This window comes from Filimonas lacunae (genome assembly GCF_002355595.1).
Lineage (GTDB): Bacteria > Bacteroidota > Bacteroidia > Chitinophagales > Chitinophagaceae > Filimonas > Filimonas lacunae.
Genome location: NZ_AP017422.1, coordinates 1100524 through 1125615 on the forward strand (window position 1 = coordinate 1100524; position 25092 = coordinate 1125615).

Annotated in this window: 8 protein-coding genes and 2 tRNA genes; all 10 read left to right on the forward strand. The window is 46.1% G+C overall.

Going from position 1 to position 25092, the window contains the following annotated elements; translation table 11 throughout:
- Positions 1–80 precede the first annotated feature (80 nt).
- The 10 genes from FLA_RS04635 to FLA_RS04675 all read left to right on the forward strand — a co-directional run bounded on the left by FLA_RS04635 (position 81) and on the right by FLA_RS04675 (position 25092).
- On the forward strand, positions 81–4241 hold the full coding sequence (locus tag FLA_RS04635; RefSeq protein ID WP_076382388.1) for a PKD domain-containing protein: 4161 nt from the start codon (positions 81–83) through the stop codon (positions 4239–4241).
- 41 nt (positions 4242–4282) lie between these two features.
- Positions 4283–5305: a PorP/SprF family type IX secretion system membrane protein gene (locus FLA_RS04640; RefSeq protein WP_076382387.1), complete on the forward strand. Its 1023-nt coding sequence runs from the start codon at positions 4283–4285 to the stop codon at positions 5303–5305.
- A 51-nt stretch (positions 5306–5356) separates the two neighbouring features.
- Positions 5357–7342, forward strand: a complete 1986-nt coding sequence (locus FLA_RS04645) for an OmpA family protein (RefSeq protein WP_076382386.1) — start codon at positions 5357–5359, stop codon at positions 7340–7342.
- A gap of 164 nt (positions 7343–7506) precedes the next feature.
- The gene (locus tag FLA_RS04650; protein WP_076382385.1) at positions 7507–10245 is read left to right on the forward strand and encodes an outer membrane beta-barrel protein; all 2739 of its coding nucleotides are present in this window, start codon (positions 7507–7509) and stop codon (positions 10243–10245) included.
- A gap of 63 nt (positions 10246–10308) precedes the next feature.
- Positions 10309–11916, forward strand: coding sequence for a GH39 family glycosyl hydrolase (locus FLA_RS04655; protein ID WP_231940390.1), 1608 nt, complete (start codon positions 10309–10311; stop codon positions 11914–11916).
- Positions 11917–11957: 41 nt separating this feature from the next.
- A complete protein-coding gene (locus FLA_RS04660; RefSeq protein WP_076382449.1) occupies positions 11958–12515 on the forward strand; it encodes a cysteine hydrolase family protein in 558 nt (185 codons plus the stop codon).
- A gap of 341 nt (positions 12516–12856) precedes the next feature.
- Positions 12857–12932: transfer RNA gene (locus tag FLA_RS31110), tRNA-Pro, on the forward strand.
- A 196-nt stretch (positions 12933–13128) separates the two neighbouring features.
- Positions 13129–13204: transfer RNA gene (locus tag FLA_RS31115), tRNA-Pro, on the forward strand.
- Between the two features lie 469 nt (positions 13205–13673).
- Entirely contained in the window at positions 13674–21740 is an 8067-nt protein-coding gene (locus tag FLA_RS04670; protein ID WP_076382384.1) for a right-handed parallel beta-helix repeat-containing protein, read from the forward strand.
- Positions 21741–21747: 7 nt separating this feature from the next.
- Positions 21748–25092 carry a PKD domain-containing protein gene (locus FLA_RS04675; RefSeq protein WP_076382383.1) on the forward strand — a complete coding sequence of 1115 codons (3345 nt, stop codon included), beginning with the start codon at positions 21748–21750 and terminating at the stop codon, positions 25090–25092.

The following is a 25092-nucleotide window of genomic DNA, read 5'->3' on the forward strand; positions in this document are numbered from 1 at the left end:
AAATTATTCCGGGTGGCTGTTATGCCAATAGCAGCGCCCGGAATATTACATAAGCTGAATATGGATGCTAAATACCTGTTATGAAGTGTAAAATCATTATTCTTATTATAGCCTTGTTTGCCTGGTATTCAGGTATAGCTCAAAACGTTACCAATAAAGGGCTGGAGTTTTGGGTAGGGTATGGGCACCATCAGTATATGGAAAGCAATTGTGATGGATCGGGTACACCTACCAATAGCATGAACATGGTGATATACCTGAGCGCAGAGGAAGCCTGTACGGTAACCGTAACGTTGGATAGCAGTTCGGTAGGGCCTTTTAACAACAGTGCTTATGAGAAAGTATATAATATTCCGGCTAATACCGTTATCAGCACCGAAATAATACCCAAGGGCATTAACAATGCTACGCAAAGCGGCACCAATCCTAACTATGATGCCAGGCTGATCACCGATCCGCCACCGGCAGGAACGGGTGGGGAAGGATTGTTTAGAAAAAAAGGAATTCATATTGTAAGTACCAAGCCTATTGTGGCTTATGCGCATATATATGGCAGCGTGGCTTCGGGAGCTACCATGTTGTTGCCGGTAACGGCCTGGGGACATAATTACACTTCTATGAACTCGGAGCAAAGAGATGCTTCTATGTCATATTCCTGGATGTATGTGATAGCCAAAGAGAATAACACGATGGTGCGTATTACGCCATCGGTGGCTACCCGTTTAGGAAAGCCGGCAGGTCAAACATTTGATGTTTTGTTACAAAAAGGCCAGATATACCAGGTGGTAGCGCAAAGCGATTGTGCCACCGGTGATGGGCCTGAGCTTACCGGCACCACCGTGCAAAGTATAGCAGGGCCGGATGGCGAATGTCATACCGTTGCGGTGTTTGCTGGCAGTGGTCGTACGGCAGGTGAGCAAACAGAGTGCGGAACGGGTAGCGGACGTGATAATGATATTCAGCAACTGTTTCCCGAACAAACCTGGGGCAAACGGTATTTAACTGTTCCTTTTTCATCAGCCAACAGTGCTGCAGGTTCTCCTACCCAGTTGCAAACCTGTGTATATAAAGTGCTGGTACGCGACCCCACCACTGTAGTAAGGCGTAATGGAGTGGTGTTAACCGGATTGATCAAGAACAAATATTATCGTTATAAAAGCAATACCATGGATTCTATCATAGCTGATAAGCCTATTATGGTAGGGCAGTTTATGAGCATGGGTAACGGTTGTGGAACAGGCCTGGGCGATCCGGAAATGGTATATCTCAGCCCGATGGAGCAAGCCATTACCCGCGTGGGCTTTTACAGAAATGATAAAGAAAGTATTGTGATCAACTATCTTACGCTGGTAGTGCCTACCAAAGGGGTAGGTTCTTTGCGTATAGATGGTTCTACTACCTATACTACTTTTCCGCATGCTACACCGGGTTACACGGTGGTAGTGAAATCGTGGCCTGCCGCCAAAGCGCAATGTACCGTTACATGCGATTCGGCATTTACAGGTATCACGTACGGTTTGGGTGGTGCAGAAAGCTATGCCTATAATGCCGGTACCTATCTTAATAATCTGAATGGTATCCGAAATTTGCATAACAGCAGCGATACCACAAATGGAGGTAAAAACAGCCATGCTTATACCTGTGAAGGTTCGCCGGTAGAGTTATCTATATTGCTTCGTTACCAGGTAACCAAACTGGTGTGGAAGCTGAGTGCACTGGGTTTTGATATTATGCCTAACCTGGATGTTACATTAGATCCGGCTTCCACTGCTTATAAAGGAACGGTTACCAATAATGGTGTACTGTATTATAAATACACATTGCCCGGCACGTATACCTTTAATAAGGCAGGTACGTTTTATGTGCAGGTGCTGGCTACCAGCCCATCCTTAACCGACTATTGTAATAATACCGAGGAGTTTTACATGGGTTTTGAAGTGAAAGCGAAACCGGTGGCAGACTTTACTATCGCTAATACAACAGGGTGTGTGAAAGATACTACTTTCCTGACGGGGCCGGCTGCTACCTCTTTATCTAATATTCAGCAATGGTTGTGGACATTCCCGGATGGAAGCGTTAGTCACAGTAAAGACACCAGTAAAATATTGTCTGCTGCGGGAAGTAATACGGTTACGCTCCGGGTGGTTTCGGAAGAGGGTTGTGTGGCCGAGGTGGCTAAACAGGTAAGTCTGTATGCAGTGCCAACTGCATCTGTAACGGCAGCGCCCGCTTCGGCCTGTGAGGGAAGTGAGATTACTTTAACCCCGTCGGCTGCTTATGCAGGTTCAGCTGTAATTAATAAATACTACTGGAACTTTGCCAACGGTAAAGACAGTACAGCCACCGCTGCCGGTGTGCAAAAGGTATTGTACAATAAGCCGGGTAGTTATGAAGTGAAGCTGGTAACAGGGGTGAGTAAGCTTTGTGTAAGTGATACTGCGCGTAAAGTGGTGGCTATTTATAGTAAACCTGTTATTGATATCACGTATCCGGCAGGCTGTTTACCGGCTGATGGGGTAGTGCAGTTTACCAACAACACTGCTACGCCTGATGGTCAAACCATTACTGCACATGCCTGGAATTTTGGTGATGCTACTGCTACACCGGCCAATCCTAACACGGCTACAGTAGCCAGCCCTTCGCATGTGTATGCGGCCAACAGTTACCAGATAAGCTATCGTGCTACTTCTTCGCAGGGGTGTATTACCGATACCGTTATTAAAGCCACGTTTAGTGTAATGCCGGTGGTAAACTTCCCGGCATTAACGGCGGTGTGTGAAAATGCAGCAGCCTATTCAATTGCTATTGCTACTGTTAATGGTAGTGTGGTTACAGGAGGTACGTATAGCGGCAATGGAGTAGCGACAGATGGTACCTTCACGCCCGCCACTGCTGGTCCGGGTGTGCACACCATCAGCTATAGCTACACCGCAGCAGGAGGTTGTACCGTAACTAAAACATCTGCTATAGAAGTATACGCCCGCCCGCTGGCTTCCTTTACGGCTACCAGTAGTGTTTGTTTGGGCGAACAGGTGCACATAGTACCAGCTGCTACAGCTGGCATTTACAGCTGGAACTGGCAGTTGGGCAATGGTACTTCTGTAGTGTATAATAATGGCAATGCGTTTGATGTGCCTTATGCCAGTGCCGGTAATTATAATGTGGTGCTGGCTACGGTGAGCAGCCAGGGATGCCGCAGCTTACCCGATACGCAAAAGGTAAGTGTGCATCCGTTACCGGTGGCCGATTTTACGGCACCTGTAAAAATATGTTTGCCGGGGGATGCGGCGTTTGTTAATACCAGCACCGTGGCCGATAACAGTACCCTGAATTATGTTTGGAATTTTGGCGATGGCACGGCTACAGTAACTACTAAAGCGCCATCGCATACCTATGCCACTGCCGGAACCTACGCAGTGGTGCTTACCGCCACTTCTTCCTATGGTTGTGTAAGCACTACTACTAAAAGTGTAAATGATTTTTATGCCAGGCCGGTAGCAGCATTTACCATTGCTCCGGAGCAGGTGTGTGAGGGTACGCCGGTAACTTTAACCGATGCAAGTACGCCTGCAGACGGTATTGCGAAGCGGAGCTGGAACCTGGGTGACAATGGGCCTGATGTGGCAGGTAAGGTGGTAGAAAAATTATATAACAATGCCCGTACTTACACGGTTCAGTTAACTGTTACCAATAATGCATCCTGTACGGCTACGGTATCTAAACAAGTGGTAGTGCATCCGCAACCACAGATAGATGCCGGTAAATCGTTTGCGGTGCAGGAAGGTACGCAGATACAATTTGAAGCCACTTCCAACTCGTCGTCCTTCGCATTTAGCTGGACGCCTGCGGCTGATTTATCCAACGCATCTGTATTGCAGCCAAAGCTGGTGGTGAACAGGGATGCTACTTATCGTTTAACTGCTGTAGGGGACTACTCCTGCACAGCTACCGATTCATTAACGGTAAAAGTATTGAAGATAGTAGTGGTGCCCAATGCCTTTACACCTAATGGCGATAATATCAATGATAAATGGGAGATAGCGAATTTGTCTGATTATGCGGATTGTGTGGTGCAGGTGTTTAACCGTTACGGACAAAAAATGCTGGAACAGAAGGGTTACCAGGTACCGTGGAATGGTAAGATAAATGGCAGGGATGTACCTGTGGGAACTTACTACTATGTAATAAGATTAGGCGATGGTTCTGCGCCGTTAACAGGCAGCATTACCATTATCCGTTAACAACCATTCATTTATTTCATGTATACTAATAAACTGACGCAATGAGAAAGCAAAGCAGAAAAAAGTTGTTGATAGCAGTGAGCTGCGTGCTGGTAGCTTCTTTGCTGGCGCCGGCAGGCAAAGGCTATGCCCAGGTTGATCCGCACTTTACACAATACTATGTGTATCCTGCCTGGTTAAACCCGGCGTTAACGGGTGTGTTTGATGGCGACTATCGTGCGGCGGCCATCTACCGCAATCAATGGAGTAATGTGTCCAGTGCTTTTTCTACTAAAGGGGCTGCATTGGATTTTAATACAAATAAGAATCTGAATGCTGGTGTAAGCGTGGTAAACCAGGCGGCTGGTGATGGGGGGTATAACTATACCACTGCCTATGGTAACGTGGCTTACACGGGCATCCGGTTTGGCAAAGGCGATTTTCAACGTGTGTCAATAGGTTTACAGGCAGGGATGATACAACGTAAGTTTAATCCTTCCAAACTGGTGTTTGTTGATCAGTGGAACCCGGTAACCGGTGGCTTGCAGCCATCGCGCGATGCTATCACCAATCCCTCGGCTACTTCTTTCGATGCGGGAGCAGGGGTGTTGTATTACGATGCCACACCGGGTAAAAAAGCCAATGTGTTTGGTGGTGTTTCTGCATCGCATATCAACAGGCCTGAAAACAGGTTTGGAGCAGTATTGAATGAAAAAATGCCGGTACGTTATGTGGTGCACGGCGGTGTGAAACTGGCGTTGTCAGATCGTATATCGCTTACGCCCAATGCTATTTATCTGCGTCAGGGCAATGCCGAAGAAAAAGTGCTGGGTACCTACGCGCAGTTAAAAGCGGCAGTAGCTACCGATGTATTGTTTGGTGTTAACTACCGCTTCCAGGATGCGGTGTCGCTGTATGCGGGTGTAACACATAACAACCTGGTACTGAGTGTAAGCTATGATGTTAACACGAGCGACCTGGGTAAAATGGTGGGGGGTACCAACAGCTTTGAAGTGTCGTTAACGTTTGTGGGTAAGAAAAAAGTGAAAGCGCCTGAGGTGGAATTTGTATGTCCTGCTTTGTAACGTATTGGTTGTACTTAAATAATTTATATACACATGTTTCTATCATTACATATGCGAAAGATAACGGTTGCGGCCTCGGTGGTGTTGCTGTGCGGCACTGTTGCACAGGCGCAGTTCAGTTCCGATTATCGCAAAGCTGCAGATAGTTATTTTGCGAAAGGTGATTATGCTTCGGCAGTGGAGTATTATGAAAAAAGCCTGTATGGCAAAAGTAAAACAGCAGATGGTTTTGATCCGTACGCCTATACTGCTGTCAAGCCCCAGCCATTACCTAAAGACAGCCAGCAGCTGATTTACCAGTTGGCCGAAAGCTGGCGCTTGCTGAAGAATTATGAAAAGGCGGCGCCCCTTTATAAGAAGGTGGCCGAAAATGATGTCAGGTTTCCGTTGGCGCAATATCATTATGCTACCTGCGAAAGAGCATTGGGCAAATATGAAGAAGCGGAAAATGCCCTGCATCGCTTTTTAAATACTTACCAGCAAAAAGATCATTACAGCCAGGCTGCGCAACGTGAAGTACGCAACCTGGTGTTTATACAGGAGCAATTACGTAAAGAAACCAAGGGATATGCAGTGCATACTTTGTATGAAGGCAAAACCGGCGCCAGTTATGCTCCGGTGCAGTTAAGCAGTAATACGTTGTTGTTTACCGCTACCTGGGCAGATAGTGCTGCGGAAAAAAACAAAGCACACGTGAATCATTTATACGAAGCCAGTTTTACAGAAGAAGGAGTAGGTGCAGTAAGCAGGGCTAATATACCGGTGAGTCAGTTGCACGAAGGAGCGGCGGCAATCAGTGCCGATGGCAGCACGCTGTATCTTACCCGCTGGTCGGTAAGCAATCATCAGAAATCAGCCGCTATCTATGTGAGTAAGAAAACGGGGGGAGTAGCAGGTGATGCCTGGAGCAGCCCGGTAGCGTTGGATTCCGTTATTAATGTACGTGGGGCCAATACCCAGCAGCCGTTTGTTATGCCCGATGGCAGGCATTTGTTATATGCCAGCGACAGGGCCGGTGGCCTGGGTGGTTTCGATTTGTGGATGGCCGAGCTGGATGCAGCCGGTAAACCATTAAGCACGGTGAACATGGGCGATAACATTAATACCACCGGTAATGAACAGGCGCCTTATTATCATGCGTCTTCCGCTACACTGGTTTTTGCCACAGATGGCCGCACAGGTATGGGCGGTTACGATCTTTTTTATACTAAAGGCGCACCCGGCAGCTGGGCCGAGCCGCAAAACTTTGGCTACCCGGTTAACTCGGTAAAAAACGATATGTACTTTACCAGCTATAGCACCGGCAAGCGCATATTGGAAAAAGTGGTGTTAAGCTCAGACAGGGCAGATGTGTGCTGTATGGAATTGTTTCAGTTGCAAAAGGCGAATCCTATGAAGCTGGTAGTGGGGCAGGTGGTGGCTTGTGATACCAGGATTCCGCTGGCAGGGGTAGCAGTGGAAGTGATAGATACGGTTACTCATGAGAAAATATATACGGGCGTTACCAGTGCTGATGGTAGTTATGCGTTTGCTGTAAAGCAGTCCCTTCCCCTGAGCAGTATGGCTGCTTTAAAGGGTTATTACACTACCGCTGCTGCGTTGCAGCTTCCGGCCGATGCCGATGCCGACAGCCTGGTAAGTGTGCCCGTATGCATGCAGAAAGAACCGGAGGTGATTAATGAGGTGCAGGTGTTAAACAACGTATATTATGAGTTTAACAAAGCTGAGATCCTGGAAAAATCTTTTGCTTCGCTGGACGATGTAGTGGCTTTCTTAAATAAGCACCCTGATATACATGTAGAGATTGGAGGGCATACAGATAATAAAGGTTCGGATGAATTGAACCAGAAGTTGAGTGAAGCACGTGCGGCCAATGTGGTGGCATATCTCGTAGGTAAGGGCATTGATAAAAACCGTCTTACTGCCAAAGGATATGGTGCTACCGTACCCGTTGCGCCTAATACATATGATGATGGAACGGATAACCCGGCCGGAAGGGAGAAAAACAGGCGTACCGAAATGAAAGTGTTGAAATAAGGGTTTGGATGTCAAATGTTAAAGAGGAAAAGCGATTTTCCTCTTTTTTTATGCGGATAACGGGGAAGTTTAACAAATTAACTACACTTGTTTTCGTAGTGGGAGAGTTTTTCTCTTCATCTTCGCCCCGCCGGTAAAAATTGCCAATCCGGTGGCAAAAAGTCATGAAAAAGTTCATCCTACTCCTATTGATATCTGTAATAGCACCTGCGGCTTTGTGGGCGCAATTTCCCACCGTAAAGGGTACTATAAAAGATAGCACCTCCAAATCGGTGATTGAAGGCGCTGATATATTCCTGCTGATAAAAGAAAGTAAAAAGGCATTGCTGCATACCCGCTCAGGCGCCGATGGTTTTGTATTTGGCCAGGTACCCGAGGGGAGTTACCGCCTGGTAATTGTGGCGGCAGGTTATAATAATGACACCATTGCACTGGTAGTAAAAAAAGGCGACTCAGCTGCGCTGAACGTAGATGTCGTTTTGGGCATTGCGGGTAATGAACTGGATGGCGTGGTGGTAAAGGCTACACCTAAACCTATTTCGGTAAAAGGCGATACGGTGGTGTTTCATGCAGATGCCTTTGCAGTACGTCCGAATGCGCAGTTTGAAGATCTGTTGCGTAAACTGCCGGGGATAGAAATTGATAAGGATGGTAATATTACCATGCAGGGACAGAAGATAGATAAGATTACGGTGAATGGGAAAGACCTGTTTTTAAGTGATATTAAACAAGCCAATAGTTTACCTGCTGAAATGATTTCTTCTATTGAAGCCTTCGGTACACAATCAGACAGGGCAAAGTTCAGTGGAGTAAAAGAAAGCAGCAATACCAAAACATTGAACCTGAAAACGAAGAAGGGAATGGATCAGGCCTGGTTTGGGAATGCCTATGCCAGTAAAGGGCAGGGAACCAGTTATGCAGCAGGTGGGCAAACTACCAAGCTGGGAGGGGAGCGCATGTTAACTGCATCGGGTAAACTCAATAATATTAATAACCGCTTCCTGGGAGTAGAAAGCAAAAACCTGGGTTCGCAAAATGGTATCCAAACCACAGGCAGCCTGGATATTAACTACCGGGAGAAATGGGGTAAAAAATTAACGGTAGGTGCTTCGTTAAGTGGCAATGGACAAAGGCTGGATGTGTTACAGAATACCAGCCGGCGTACTTTCTTCAGCGATTCCAGTTTGCAGGAAAACAGGTTGGGGCAAAGCGTGAATAAAAACTACAACTATCCCGGCCATGTGATGCTTACCTATGATGCGGATAGTATGAACCAGTTTCAATTGAACACCAGTGTGTCTGTTCAAAACAGCACCAATTTAAGTCAGGATACGGCAGCCACACAAAACCTGTTAAATAACGGTTACAGTTATTTAGGTAGCCGCACACAAACGGATAATAAGACAACGCAAAAATCTTTTAATCTTAATAACCAGTTAGATTGGCGGCACCGTTTTGCCAAACAGGGCAGATCGTTGCAGTTGTCTGTTCAGCAATCTATCCAAACCAGCAGCAGTCCCGGTAGTTTGTTTACTGTGTTAAACAGTTATGATTCATCGGGGAATGCGTTATTAAAGCAAGTAACCAACCAGCAGTACACACAAAGTGTGGATGGTAGCGGATATGGCGCTTCTGTAATGTATACGGAGCCGCTGGCTAAAGGACATAACGTATCATTTACCTACAGCTTTAACACTCAGCTGCAAAAGAGTGATAAAAACAGCTTTGATTTTGACAGCACCACCGGCAAATATGATAAACCCAGCGATATAACCACTAACCGGTTTAATAACCGGAATTCGAGCCATAAAATTGAAGGTAGTTATGGTATGAACAACAAAACGATGAACTATCAGATTGGATTAGGCTGGCAGTATAACACGCTGGATAACCTCAATTTTACGCCCGACAGGCATATCAAACAAAACTTTACCAACATTTTCCCCCGCGCCCTGATAAACTTTAACCTGGGTAAAGGCAAAAGCTTATCGTTTAATTATAATGGAGCCAGTACAGCACCTTCCATTGAGCAGCTGCAACCGTTAAAAGATATTACGAATCCTTTACTGGAAACAGTGGGTAATCCCGATCTGAAGCAATCGTTTAATCATAGCATGAGTGCTTACCTGAACTCATACAGCATGAAAAACTTCAGAGGTATTATGCTGTCGTTGCAGGGCGATGTTACACAAAACCAGATTGTTGCCTCCACTACGTTGTTAAGTGGTGGTGTGCAGCAACAGCAATATATTAACGTAAATGGAACGTATCACCTGGGTTCTACCGCTTCTTACAGTTTTGGGCTGGGTAATAAACAAGGCACTAAAAACAGTGGCAGTGTATCTACACATCTCCGTTACGGTCACGATGCCGGCATTATAAATGGCGAAGACAATGTTACCAGCAGTATTACCTGGGGGCAAACACTGAAGCTGAACTATGGCATTACTGATAAGTTTATTGGAGAGCTGCGTGGCGGGGTAGATTACTCCGGCTACCAGTATACAGTAACACCCGGAAGTAACACCCAAAGCTGGAGCCAGAACGCTACCGTAAACGTGAGTTACGAACTGCCATTGGGTATTAATATACAGGGTACTTATTCATGGATGCACCAGGGTACTTCCGGCCTGTTGCCATCGCAATCGTCAGGTGTTCTCAATGCCGCTATTTTTAAACGTTTATTTGCCAAGCAAAGATGGCAGTTGCGTTTAAGTGGATTTGACCTGCTGAATACCAACCGTAACTATACACAAAGCGCCGCAAGCAACTACATTTATACCAGCCAGACCAACCAGTTACAGCGCATGTTGTTGCTGAGCCTGGTATATGATTTCAGGTTGTATCCCGGTTTGAAAAAAGCGGGTATGGCATCCGGAGCCAATCCTTTTGGCAGGGGATAGAATGCGTTTTTAATAAATTATGGATATTGATTATATTTATGGCAATTGAAAAATTGCCATATTTTGTATATACACCTCTCCTCTGCAAAAGCAAGGTTATTACTACTGATCACTCTTTGGAGTGTTGCTGCCAATACAGCATTTTCGCAACCTGGTATCCCTCCTTACCGGTTTATTACGGTAGATGTTCAAAAGGTAAAGGGGGTATTCCCAAAAGTATTTAATGAGTGCGTAGGAGCAGGCAGGGCTAATGAAGGTCTGCGTGCCGACTGGCAGCGGCAGCTTACACAGGTAAAAGAACAACTGGGCTTTCGTTATATACGGATGCATGGGCTGTTGCATGACGATATGGGAGTATATAGTGAAGACCGGGCAGGCAACCCGGTATATAACTGGCAGTATATAGATGAATTGTACGATTTCCTGCTCAGTATTCATATTCGTCCCTTTGTAGAGCTGGGTTTTATGCCGCAGGCGCTGGCCAGTGGTAATAAAACCATCTTCTGGTGGCGGGGCAATGTAACACCACCCAAAAATTATGATAAATGGGCGGGGCTTATTCGCGCCTTAACGCAGCATTGGGTGGAGCGTTATGGCGAAGAAGAAGTAAAGCATTGGTACTTTGAAGTATGGAACGAGCCTAATTTAAAAGATGCTTTCTGGACAGGTGATGAAGCGGAGTATTATCAGTTATATAACTACGCAGCCAAAGCCATAAAGTCCGTATCCGCTGCTTTTAAAGTAGGTGGGCCTGCCACTGCAGGTAATGGCTGGATAAAAGAATTCATACACTATTGTGTACAGCATCAAGTGCCGGTTGATTTTGTAAGCACGCATACCTATGGAGTAGATCAGGGCTTTTTAGATGAAAACGGAAGTCGTGGTACGGTGTTGAGTAAAAACGAACAGGCCATTTATGGCGATGTGCAACGTGTGAAAAAGATAATAGCCGAATCTGCCTTACCTCATCTGGAACTACACTATACCGAATGGAGTTCCAGCTATACGCCTGCCGATCCCATACACGACAGCTATCATGAAGCTGCCTATATACTGGATAAGATTCATAAAACGGGCAATGCAGCCAACTCGCTTTCTTACTGGACATTCACAGATATTTTTGAAGAAGCCGGCCCACGTAACACGCCTTTTCATGGAGGCTTTGGGCTTGTCAATTACCAGGATATTCTTAAGCCTGCTTATTATGCTTATCAATACCTGAACAGAATGGGGAACCAGGAATTATATAGCGATGATACGGATACAGCCTCCTGGGCCAGTAAAAATGAATCGGGAGAAATACAAGTGTTGTTGTGGGACTTCACTAATAGTCCGCCGCCTGATAGCATCAATAACCAGCAATACTTTAGTAAAGATTTGCCTGCTGATAAAAAAGGCCGCTTTGTGCTGACTTTTAAGCACCTGCCGGACGGAGCATACGAATGGAAGGGATATAAAACAGGCTATCGTGCTAACGATGCTTATACTGCTTACCTGGATATGGGTGTGCCACAGCAATTAAGCAAACAACAGGTTGCGATATTGAAAGATAAAAGCAAGGATGAAGTAGTAGAAAATTCCACTATTATTGTAAAAAACGGCACTGCTGCGGGTGGAACGTTTACGATGCTAACGAATGATGTATGGCTGTTTACGTTAAAAAAGAAGTGATAGTGCCGGACAGGAATTTATGGAATGGAAAAATATTTCTTATGAATAATACAAACAGTGCATTGCTGGTAATGGATATGCAAACAGCGGTGCTGGGCAGGGTAACAGATTACAACAATCTTATCAAGGGGGTGCAAAAAGCCATATCTGTGGCCCGTTTACGTAATATCCCTGTATTATATATTACTGTAGGATTCAGGCCTGGCATGCCAGAGGTGAGCACGCAAAATAAAGTGTTTGGTGCCAGTAAGGCCAGGGCAATACAAGGGGATATGGGAGAGTTGATGAAGATTGACCAACAGATTGCTCCACTGGAAAATGATATTATTATTACTAAAAAACGAATGAGTGCTTTTACAGGAAGCGATCTGGAAGTGGTATTGCGCTCTTTGGGTGTGTCGCATCTGATTCTGTCAGGTGTTGCTACCAGTGGAGTGGTTTTGTCTACTTCGCGTGAGGCTGCTGACAAAGATTATCTTATAACGGTGTTGTCAGATGCCTGTGCTGATTATGATGATGCGTTGCATAGCGTGTTAGTAGAAAAAGTGTTGCCTATGCAGGCGGAAGTGATAACAGTAGCACATTGGGAGGAGAGCTGATTTTTATAATATATTTTTTGAAATATTTTTTTGTTTCAAATATTAGTTCCACTTTTGTGTCATGAAAGCAAACATACATATACCGCACTTCCCGTTTACCATTGGTAGGGGCTTGTTGTGTATGTAGTTCAAATACAGACTGACACAATATTACAGCCCCGGTTTATCCGGGGTTTTTTATTTATAATACTTTAGTAAATCATATATCTATGACTCATTTTATACATATGCCACATGTTCCGTTTTTCCCGTTTATCACAGGGAGGGGCTTATTATGTAGTTGATCTTATTATATAGATAACAACATTGTAAAGCCCCGGATATACCGGGGCTTTTTGTTTAGAGTAGTGTCGGGAAATGGTAACTCCGTCTTCCTTAGGAGGGAAGGGTATGCTGGTTCGAGTCCAGTCTACTCTACAATATGCGTAGTGAAACGCATGTGTAGTAAAAGGTACAGAAGCTAACTTGGTAGAAGCGGCAGTTTGAAAAACTGCAGGAAGTGGATCGTAACCACTCTGTACCACTGGTTAAAATGGTGCTGGTAGTTTAAGGGTAAAACGCCTGATTGTGGTTCAGGAGTTCAGGGTTCGAATCCCGCCAGTCACCCATGTATAGAGTAGTGTCGGGAAATGGTAACTCCGTCTTCCTTTGGAAGGAAGGGTATGCTGGTTCGAGTCCAGTCTACTCTACAGTATGCGTAGTGAAACGCAGATGTAGTAAAAGGTACAGAAGCTAACTTGGTAGAAGCGGCAGTTTGAAAAACTGCAGGAAGTGGATCGTAACCACTCTGTACCACTGGTTAAAAATGGTGCTGGTAGTTTAAGGGTAATATTCCCCGACTCATCAGGAAGGCCATAAAGCCAGGTTCAGGCCGGAATGGGGGTGTGTTTGCAGTAAAGCTGTAGTTTTTGTATAAATCTGCTGTTTGAATGAGTACAATCTCTCTGCTCATTCGTTTAATTATATATAGTGCTACGCCTTTTGGCAGGTGCCGGAAATCTTTTTATTAAAAGGTTACCTTTTTTTGGTACTCTGGTGTTTGCAGGTTGTTATATAATATGTAGCTACTGAAAACCAAATAACTGACATGCGGCTGACCATGCTTATACAGCGTATAGGCAACAGGTATTCGCACAAACTAACTGTTATAAAACAAGTATGAGAAATTGCAAATTTACACCTGCCGGCAGGTACGGCCTGCTATTGCTGTCGTTTGTGCTCTGTCAATTAACGGCACGGGCGCAGCCGGGTGGTTGTATTACAGGTGGAACTTTTACTATTAACCAGTCGTTAGCTACAGGCGGTACTAATTATCAAACATTTACAGAGGCTGTTGCGGCTTTATCCTGTGGTACACTTAATGCGCCTGTGGTGTTTAACGTAGCTTCTGCCAATGCAGTGTATAACGAGCAGGTGATTATACCACAGATAGCGGGCGCATCACAGGTAAACACCATTACCTTTAATGGAAATGGCAATACCCTTACGTATGCGGCCTCTGTGAACACCGAGCGTGCCACTGTAAAGCTAAACGGGGCAGATCATGTGCAGTTCAACAACCTGAAAATACAGGCTACGGGCAGTTTAATGGCGTATGGTGTACAGCTGCTGAATAATGCCGATTCCAATTCTTTCCGTAAATGTACTATCACTATTAACCCCGGCGGCTCATTGACGTCTTATGCGGGCATTGTGCTAAGTTCCAGCCCTACCAGTGCTACATTAGAAGGGGTGGCAAGTTGTGATGGGAATGTTTTTGAGGATAATGCAGTAACGGGCGGCTATTACGGATTAACCATGGTGGGTAACACCGATGTGGCTAACCAGAACAATATTGTGCGCAGAAATACTTTCAGCGATTTTTATTATGGCGGTATGTATATAAGCGGTGCATCTAATATACTGGTAGATAGCAATAGCATCAGCCGCCCTACACGTACGGGTATTGGTTATTTCTTCGGTATTTATGTAACCAATCTCAATACAAGGCTAACCATATCGCGTAACCGCATCTTTAGCCCTGCTGCGGGTAATCCGGTTACCACCAACGGTTTTTATGGCATTTACTTCCTGTCGGCCGATGCTTACCGCAACCTGGAGAACAGGGTGTACAATAACCTGATTTGCCAGGTGAATAATAGCGGTGATGCCTACGGTATTTATAATTATTCAAGTGACTATGCGTTGTTTTACAATAACACTATTCACATAGATGGGGCATCTACAAATTACGCAGTGCATGGTTTTTACCTGGATGGCACTACTTTGGGGGTGCAGTTCATGAATAATAACGTTGCTGTTACCAGAAGCAGCAACACGGCTAAATATGCTGTATTCCTGGCTTCTTCTGTCAGTGCCGTGGAAAGTGATTATAATAATTTGTATGTATATTCCAATAAGGGGGCGAACAATATTGGCTACAGTGGCAGTGCAAGAAGCACCTTGTCCGATTGGCAGGCAACCGGGCAGGATGCACATTCTGTTTCGGTTGATCCCTCTTTTACCGACCTCTCTGTCAATAACCTGGTACCGCGCAATGCGGCTTTGGATAATAAAGGATATGCGGGCCTGGTAACGGACGATATTGCTGGCAATGTGCGAAGCAGCACTACACCCGATATGGGCGCTTATGAGTTTGCTATACCCGCCTGTAGTGCAGCTACTGTAGCAGGTACGGTGCTGGCATCGGCTACGGAAGTATGTGAGAATGCACCGGTTGCTTTTAATATAGTGAACAGTTCTGTCGGGGTGTCGCAAACATTTCAGTGGCAGGCTTCTGTCAATGAAACCAGTGGCTATTATAATGTTGGCACTGCGCGGCAAACACCGGAAATGGCTATACAGGCCACCACTACGTTGTATTACCGCGTAATGGTAAGCTGTGGTGGAAATACGGCTTATGCGGCACCTGTAAAGTTGCTGGTGCATCCGGCGTTTCCCGGTGGCAATTACGTGATAGACAAAGGAGGTTCGGGTAATTTCACCAGTTTTAATGAAGCAAAGGCGGCTATTGCCTGCGGCATTTCGGGGCCGGTAGTTTTTACGGTAAAAGCAAATAGCGGCCCTTATAACGAGCAGCTGATACTGGATTCTATACCAGGCGCATCGGCTATTAATACCATTACGTTTAAAGGAAACGGCAATCGCATCCAATTTGCATCGAACGATAACTATAACAGGGGGGTGATTGCGCTAAACGGCGCCGATTATGTAACGTTCGACAGCCTGGTGGTGGATGCCGTAGGAGGGGGTTACGGGTGGGGTATATTTATAACGAATGGCTCGGATAGCAACACTATTCATGGCTGTACTATCCTGGCGGATGTAAGCAGCAGTTCCGGTAATTACAGCGGCATCGTTATCAGTGCTTCGGCTACCAACTCTACCGATGCCAATGCGCCGGGCTGTGATGGAAATGTAATAGAAGGGAACAGTATTACCGGTGGGTATTATGGTATCAGTTTAATGAGTTCAACCGCTGCGCCAACAATAGGCAACCGCGTGTTAAACAATGTGATAAAGGATTTTTATTATATCGGTATTTTTTCAGGAAATACGCGTGATGCAATGCTGGCAGGTAATGACATCAGCCGTGCCGGCAGAAGCGGGGTAAGTTCTTTTATAGGTGTATATGCGTATTATGTGAGTGATAATCTGCTGGTGAACGGTAATAAAATACACAACACTTTTGATGCGGCAGCCACTGTTACCGGCGATACCTATGGCGTTTTAGTGGCATCCAATACGGCTACGGCCCAACCTGCCGTTGTTACCAATAACCTGTTGTATAATTTTAACGGGTTGGGTATTGCTTACGGGTTGTATGTGAACATTGCCAACAATGTAAACTTTTATCATAATACGGTATCGCTGGATTACAAGTCTAATGCCAGCGCTACTGCTACCTATGGCTTATATATTGCAGGAAGCGCTTCTAAATTAATTAATTTTAAAAATAATATTGTTAGCATTACCCGTGGGGGTACCGGTAACAGGTATGGAGTGTATGTGAATTCCACCTCGGCCACTTATGTGTCTGACTATAATAACATTTATGTGCAGGGTGCTTCGGGTGGTTCATTCTATGGTTACGCATCCAGCAGTAAGGCCGATCTGGCGCAATGGAGGCGTGAAACCACGCAGGATGCACATTCTACTTCCCTGGATCCGCTATATACCAATGCGGCTGATGCTAATTTTGTGCCTTTACAGGGTTATATAGATAACACCGGCACACCTGTTGGCATAACCGTCGATTTTACAGGTGCTGTAAGAAGCACTACCACACCTGATGTTGGGGCTTATGAGTTTTCGATACCAGGCTGTATCGATCCGCCTGTTGCAGGTGCTTCGCAGGTATCTGTTGCTTCCGGTATTTGTATGGGACAAAAAGTGCTGTTGAGCTTAACCGGTAACAGTACGGGTGGCCATCAGCGTTATATCTGGCAAAGGGCAGCAGCGGAAAATGTTACTTATACAGACATTTCCGATACTCTATATCAACCCACTTTTACCCACGAACTGGCGTCCACCGCCTCTTATTTCAGGGCGGTGGTATTATGCGGAACAGGTATCGCTTATTCTACACCGGTGAAGGTGCAGCTGAACGCAGGCCTGATGGCAGGTGATTATACCATTGATGCAACTATCGCTGCTTCTGCTACTAACTTTACCAGCTTTGCCAATGCGGTGGCGGCCATGCAGTGTGGTATTGAAGGGAGTGTACGCTTCCTGGTGGCGCCCGGTTTGTATAACGAGCAGGTGCGTATACCTAAAATACCGGGTGCTTCGGCAGCGGCTACGGTAACCTTTATGAGTGCAGATAATAATGCTTCATCCGTGACCCTCAGTTTTGCCGGTACCTCTGCCAGAAACTATGTGTTGTTACTGGATACTGCCAGCTTTATCAGCTTTAAGAATATAAAACTGACAGCGTTGGGCACTGCTTATATCAGGGGTGTGGTAATAACAGCTGCTTCTTCTTATGATAGTATTACAGGTTGTACCATTCAACTGCCTGCTTATACCGGTGCTGACACTACCCAGGCTGGTATATATGGTACCGATTTAAGTGGTACGGAAAACAGGTTGATAAAAAATACAATCACCAACGGGGCCACCGGTATTTACTTGTCTGGCCGGGTATATGCAGCCAGCAGGTTTGCCATCACGGCCAATGAGGTATCGAACGATTACCGGCAGGGTGTTTATGCAGCTAATATTACGCACCTGGTGGTAAATAATAACATTCTTACAAAGCAGGGGGTATTGTCGCCCCTGGTGTATGGTTTATTAATAGATAACTGCGACTCTTTAAGTCGTATTGAACAAAACTCCATCCGTATCACCAACACTGCTTCCAGGGCATATGGTATTGCGGTTAAAAATGCACAGGCTACACAGCTTTCAATGGGGTATGTGCATGGCAACCATATTGTAATGAATAGTAACAGCAGCACGGTAACGGGCCTGTTTAGTTACAATAATACCTACTATAAGGTGGCTAATAACACCGTTTCTGTAGGCACTACAGCAGACAGCTCTTTAGGTATTTACAATGAAATGAATACCAGTATAAGCTATTATAATAACTCCGTACACAACACTTCTGCCTCTGTTAAAGCAGTAGCCGCACTGTTTAATCATATTTACAGTAATACCGGCAGGCTTGTTATGAAGAATAACATTTTCTCTGCTACAGGTGGGCAGGTAGCGGCGGAGATTAATGCCAGTGATTATTTTATCTATAGCGATTATAATCTCTTTTATACCGGAAAAAATACTGTAGTGCGTAACCTGGGGGCTGAATTGTCGCTGGCACAATGGCGCGACAGCTCGCAGTGGGACATACATTCGCTGGTATATAAACCTGCTTTTGGCAGTGAAGAAACCCTGGCACCGGATGTTACCTCGCCGGAGGTATGGGCTATACATGGCCGTGGGGTGCAGGTGCCGGAAAACAGTGTGGATGGTAACAATGTTACCCGTCCGGTAACATTGGAAGAAGGCGTACCTGATTTAGGTGCGTACGAGTTTACGCCTTCTTCTGTTCCGGTTGTGTTAAAGGCCCAGCCGGCAACACCGCAGGCTAATGCAACACAGGTGTTTACCTTGGGTACCGATACGGTAAGTGTTATTACCTGGGGGGCTACTGTGCCTGCCTCTGTAGAGGCAAGAAGGTATTCAGGTGTTGCGCCGGAAGGCACGGTAAGCGGGCAGCAATACATGTATTTCTATACTGCTTTTACGGTAGATGGTTCAGGGTATAGCCCCTATGCACTGCGCCAGGTATATATTCCATCATGGCAGGGACTTATTGCCAGTGCTGCGAATATCCGTATGGGCAAAACCAATGCTGCCGGTGCATGGGATGTGCAGGCGGGCAGCAGTGTGGCACCTGCATTGGAAATGATTACTGCAACGGGTATGCAGGAGTTGCATAAGATAACGGGTTTAAAAGATGAGAAAGTAACGCTGCCACCTGTAGTGATCAGTGCATCTGACAGCAGTAACCGGGGCACGCGTTTTTGGGTGGCATATGGTCATAACCAGAGTTTTGGTACGCAAAACAACCAGGAAATGCTCATTTATGTAGGGGCAGCGGATAAGGAAGCCCATGTAACGATACAGGTGAATGGTACAGACTGGAAGAAGAGTTATACGGTAGCGCCGGGAACAGTAGCTGTTTCTGATCTGATACCCAAAGTTGGGATAAGGGATGCACGCCTGCTGGATGAAGGGCTTTCTGAGAGGGGTATTTTAATTGAGAGTGATGTGCCGGTAACAGCTTTTGCGCATATCTATGGTTCGGCCAATTCCGGTGCTACCATGTTATTACCGGAAGGTACTTATGGCTATGAATATTATGCACTTGCTTCTAAGCAATATTATGCAAGCGGTTCTTATTCGTGGTTTTATGTGGTAGCGGCTTACGACAGTACGGTGGTGGAAATAACACCCGCTAAAAATACTGTAGGCGGCCATAAAGCCGGGGAAACGTTTACGGTGCAGTTAAACAAAGGGCAGGTGTACCAGGTGATGGGTGCTTTAATAAATGCCAGTGAAGGATATGATGTAACAGGCAGCAGGATAAAGGCGGTGGCCAATGCTAATGGAAGATGTTTTCCTGTAGCTGTGTTCTCGGGTAGCAGTCGTACTACCATTGGTTGTGGAAATATATCACCCACACTGGGCGGCGATAACCTGATACAACAGAATTTTCCATACCGTGCCTGGGGACGCCGTTATTTAACAGCACCTACATCGGCTTCTACTAATGCTGCGTTGTTTAATACCAGCATTTACAAAGTGGTGGTGAAAGATAAGGCTACCGTAGTTAAAAGAAATGGCGTGGTGCTTACCGATCTGGTAGATAATCTTTATTACCAGTTTGCATCGTCTCAGCCTGATTATATTGAAGCAGATAAGCCGGTGATGGTAGCCCAGTTTATGCCTACCATGTTTAACAGCAGTTGTACCTATGTAGGTGATGGCGATCCTGAAATGATTTACCTGAGTCCGCTGGAGCAGGGTATTAAGGAAGTGGCATTGTACCGCAATGCGCGTGAGCAGATTAACGTGCAATACCTGACGCTTATTATACCGGAAGCCGGAGTTGCTTCCCTGGTAATTGATGGCAGTAATACTGTTGATTATGTAACAGATCATCCGGGCATGCCGGGATATAAAGTAGTAGTGAAGAGATGGGATCCTGAAAATGCGCAAACCTTTGTAAAAAGTGAGCAGCCGTTTACTGCCATTACCTACGGTATGGGCGTGGAAGAAACCTACGGGTATAATGCCGGAACATTAGTGAAGAACCAGCTTGCGCAGGGTAGTTTCTCTAACATACATAACCCGCTGCCGGACATAAAGAATACTTATACCTGTGTGTCTACGCCATTGCGTTTACAATTGATAACAACTGTGCAACCGGTGTTGCTGGAGTGGGAGTTAAAGGCCGTTGCCGGGTTAACACCTAATGACAATATAGTGCAGAGTAATCCGGTTCCATCCCATACCACTACTGTAAATGGCATTACCTATTATGAATACAACACAGGTACTGACTATGTGTTTACAGAAGCGGGCGACTATACAATACCCGTACATATTACACATCCGGATGTGGAAGGGTGTAATTCAAGACTTACAACGTTGATTGCTGTAAAAGTAGTGGGGCCGGTTACTGTTGATTTTGCAGTAAGTGATAACTGTGAAGGTAAGCAGGTGAAATTCAGTGGATCGTCCAATATAGCTGATACGGTGGGTGTGGCTGGCTGGGCATGGAACTTTGGCTTGCCGGGTGCCGTGTCTGCTGCTAAAGATACTGTGTACAATTATGCGGACAGGGGCGCTTATGATGTTACCCTGCAGGTTACGGATAGTGTGGGATGTATAGCAGATACGTTAAAGCCTGTAACCGTAGGGGCTGGTCCGGATGCTGTAGTGGTGCCGGATTCGGTAGGTGTGTGCACAGGTAATGATGCCACCTTTACACTGGAAAGCCCTGTGGCGGGTGTGGAATATAACTGGTATGATGCCGCAGCGGCTGGTAATGTGGCGCATACAGGCGAGGAATGGACCCTGGTAAATGTTACCGCACCTGTATATTATTGGATAGAGAGCAACTGGAACGGATGCCTGAGTGCTTCCAGAACCAAAATAATGGCTTATGTACTGCCTTCGTTACAAGTGCCTGTTGTGGTAGCAAGTGGTGCAGGAAAGGATTCTATCCGTTTTAGCTGGATGGCTGTAACGGGTGCTACGGGGTATGAAGTGAGTATAGATAATGGCATTACGTGGATCACACCTTCCACAGGTGCCACAGGACTTAGTCATACGGTAACCGGCTTGTCGCTGGGAGAAACCATCACATTGAAAGTAAGGGTTTTAGGAAGTTGTACGGCTGCGGAGTCTGCACCGGTTAGTGCTACTACTATGCAGGAAGAGGTATTTGCGCCTAACTCGCTTGCACCTAACAGTGCCGGGCCTGCTGAAACAAGGTACTTCCGCATCTATGGTAATATGATACAGCACATTCGCTTACTCATTTTTAACCAGTGGGGAGAGAAGGTGTTTGAAACCCGCAATGTAACTGAAGGATGGGATGGCAGTTTCAAGGGCAAGCTGCAACCTACGGGGGTGTACATCTATGTAGCAGATATTACTTTAACCAATGGAAAACACGTTACCAAAAAAGGTGCGGTTAACCTTATCAGGTAGTTATTGAATGAAGAGATATTTAAAAATACTAAGTATTGCCTGTGCATGGCTGGTCAACAGCGGTCATGCACAGGACCTGAGTAACCGGGGAAAAGATTTCTGGGTCGGTTACGGGCATCACCAGTTTATGGAGCCGGGGCAGGATGATAGCCAGGAAATGGTGTTGTATTTCAGTGCGGAAGAGGAGGCGAATGTAACGGTGTCTATTAATGGTACCAGCTGGACACGTAGTTATCATATTCCTGCCAACCGTGTTATTGCTTCGGAGTATATGCCTAAGAACAGCAGCATTTACGATTGCCGCCTGTTTACTTTACCGCCTTCCTATGGCGGCACCGGTAGTGAGGGCATTTTTGAAAGAGGCATCAATATACATAGTGATGTGCCTATTGTTGCTTATGCACACACCTTTGGTAAAAAGTCGTCCGGGGCAACCATGTTGTTGCCTGTAGAAACCTGGGGGTATTCGTATGTGGCTATTAACAGTGGCCAGGTATATCAGAATAATTGCTTCTCATGGCTGTATGTAGTGGCGCAGCACAATGATACCAGGATTGAAATTGTGCCTTCCGTTGCTACACGAAGCGGGTATGCGGCAGGTCAGGTGGTGCAGGTAACCTTGCAAAAAGGAGAGATATACCAGATGGTGGGGGCTAACCCTTCTAATGGCCTGTCGGCTTTGGAGTTGACGGGTACTACCATTCGTTCTGTTGCCAACGCCAGCGGCGAATGTTACCCGGTTGCTGCATTTGCGGGCAGCAGCCGAACCAGTAATCCTTTTTCCTGCGGCAAAGGAGGTGGGGATAATGATAATCAGCAGTTGTTTCCCATACGGGCATGGGGTAAAAAATACTTTACAGCGCCCACCTCACGTTCAACAGCTGCCAGTTATTTTATGACCAATGCCTATAAGGTGCTGGTGAATGATGTGAATACGGTAGTGAAGCGGAATGGCAAAGTGCTTACCGGTATCAGCAACCGGTGTTATTATTTTGAAAGTAATACGGCAGATATAATAGAAGCCGACAGGCCTGTGATGGTGGCCCAGTTTATGACAGGGGGCACAGCGTGTATGGGGGCTGGTGTGGGCGATCCGGAAATGATTTATATAAGCCCGGTTGAGCAGGGCATTAACAACATCGGTTTTTTCAGAAATAACCGCGAAGGTATTTTGTTTAACTATCTCACGCTGATTGTGCCTGACAGAGGCACAGGTTTGTCTTCCTTAACTATTGACGGGGTGGCGTTAAGCTCCCTTCCGGCAGCAAACCGTTATACCTATAAGCATCCGCAGTCGGCAGATTATTCTGTAGTAGTGTACCGCTGGACGGGTTTTGCTGCTTATCCCGCAGATGCGCCGGGGCAATGCCTGGTGCAAAGTGATTCTGCATTTACGGCTATTACTTATGGACTTGGGTCAGAAGAAAGCTACGGTTACAATGCAGGTACTAATATTAACAGCCTCAATGCTTATGGCTATATACACAACCAGGCAGATTCATCGGTAAAAAGCCATGCGTTTACCTGTGCGGGTACGCCGGTAGAGGTGTCGGTAATGTTGCCTTATCAGCCTTCGTCTATTTACTGGAAGCTGAGTGCATTGTCTGCTGTGTTAACTCCTTCGGCTGATGTAACACAAACCAACCCGGTGTATCAGGAGCTTACCGCAGTAAAAGCCGGTACGTATTACCGCTACCGGTTGCCGGGTGTGTATTCATTTTCGGCTACCGGAACCTATGTGCTTCCTGTTACCTGTTACAGCTCGGAAATTGACCGTTGTGATGGCAGTGAAAACTTTGAGGTTACCATTGTAGTGAAGGAGAAGCCGGAAGCTGCTTTTGAAATAGCTCAGCCAACACCTTGCGCAACAGACACGCTGTATATGCAGGGAGAGGAGGTAGAGCAGCATGCTTATACTATTAAGCAATGGATGTGGACTTTTAATGATACGGCGCTTACCAAAGGTATAGCGGTGAAGAAAGTATTGAATAAAGCAGGTAGTCACACCATACGTTTGAGTATTGTAACGGCAGACGGATGCGTGGCAGATGCAGATAAAAATGTAACCACCATAGCAGCACCTGAAATAGCCTATACCTATACCGGTAAACTATGTGAAGGGAGGAATGTTGCTATTGCAGCAGAGGCGGCAACAGGTGCGGAAGAGGTAACTGCCTGGAACTGGAATATGGGGGATGGGCATTTATTTGTTCGTAATGACGCCAGCTCTTTTGAATATGCTTATGACCAATATGGAACGTATCATGCAACTGTTACGGCGGTAAATGCAGATGGGTGTAAAAGTGTGCCTGTTACGCATATATTGGAGGTACAGCCTGTTCCTGAAGTAAAGTTTGCGTTGCCGGACACGGTATGTTTACCAGGTGGCAAAGCACTGTTCACGAATAAAACTACAATAGCAGATAATAGTGCGCTGTCTTATCAATGGAGTTTTGGGGATGGTACTCCTGTGAGTACTGAAGTGAACGCAACCCATTTGTATGTGGCGGCAGGAAGTTATCCTGTTGAGCTTACTGCAACGTCTGCTTATGGTTGCAGTACAGCGTATACACAGTTATTAAACCGTTTTAATCATCGCCCTGTTGTTGCCTTTTCCGTGCAGCCGGAACAATTATGCCAGGGTATGCCTGTAGTGTTCAGGGATGCCAGTACGGTAGAAGGGGATGTTATTAATCAGCGGCAATGGTCGTTAGGGGATGGCAGCACGGCCAGTGGCGGGGAGGTGTCATTGGTATATCGCAATGCAGGTGATTATACTGCCATGTTGCAGGTTACCAGCAGTAAAGGTTGCCGTTCTTTCCCGGGGTCGAAAGGGGTGGTGGTATATCGCCAGCCAGTGATAGAAGCCGGTAATGATATTATGGCAAAAACAGGTGCGGCAGTAAAACTGGCAGCAGTGTCCAGTGCCGGCGCTTATACTTTTCAATGGTACCCTTCCATCGGCTTAAGCAGTACTACTGAGTTACAACCTTCTGTAACAGTAACGGACGATATTACCTATTACCTCACTGCCACCGGAGAGTTTAATTGTACAGCAACCGATTCGGTGCATATAAAACTACTGCGTGCGATAGAGCCGCCCAATGCTTTTTCGCCTAACGGTGACGGGGTGCACGACGTGTGGGAAATTCCCTACCTGGATGCCACTCCTGGCGCACGCATCACTGTGTTTAACCGTTACGGGCAACAGGTGTATACATCGCAGGGATATGCAGTACCGTGGAATGGCACCTCTGCCGGAAAGCCGCTTCCCGCAGGTACTTATTACTACGTGATACAAACAGGATCGGAGAAAGGGCCGTTAACCGGAGCGGTAACTATTATCAAATAA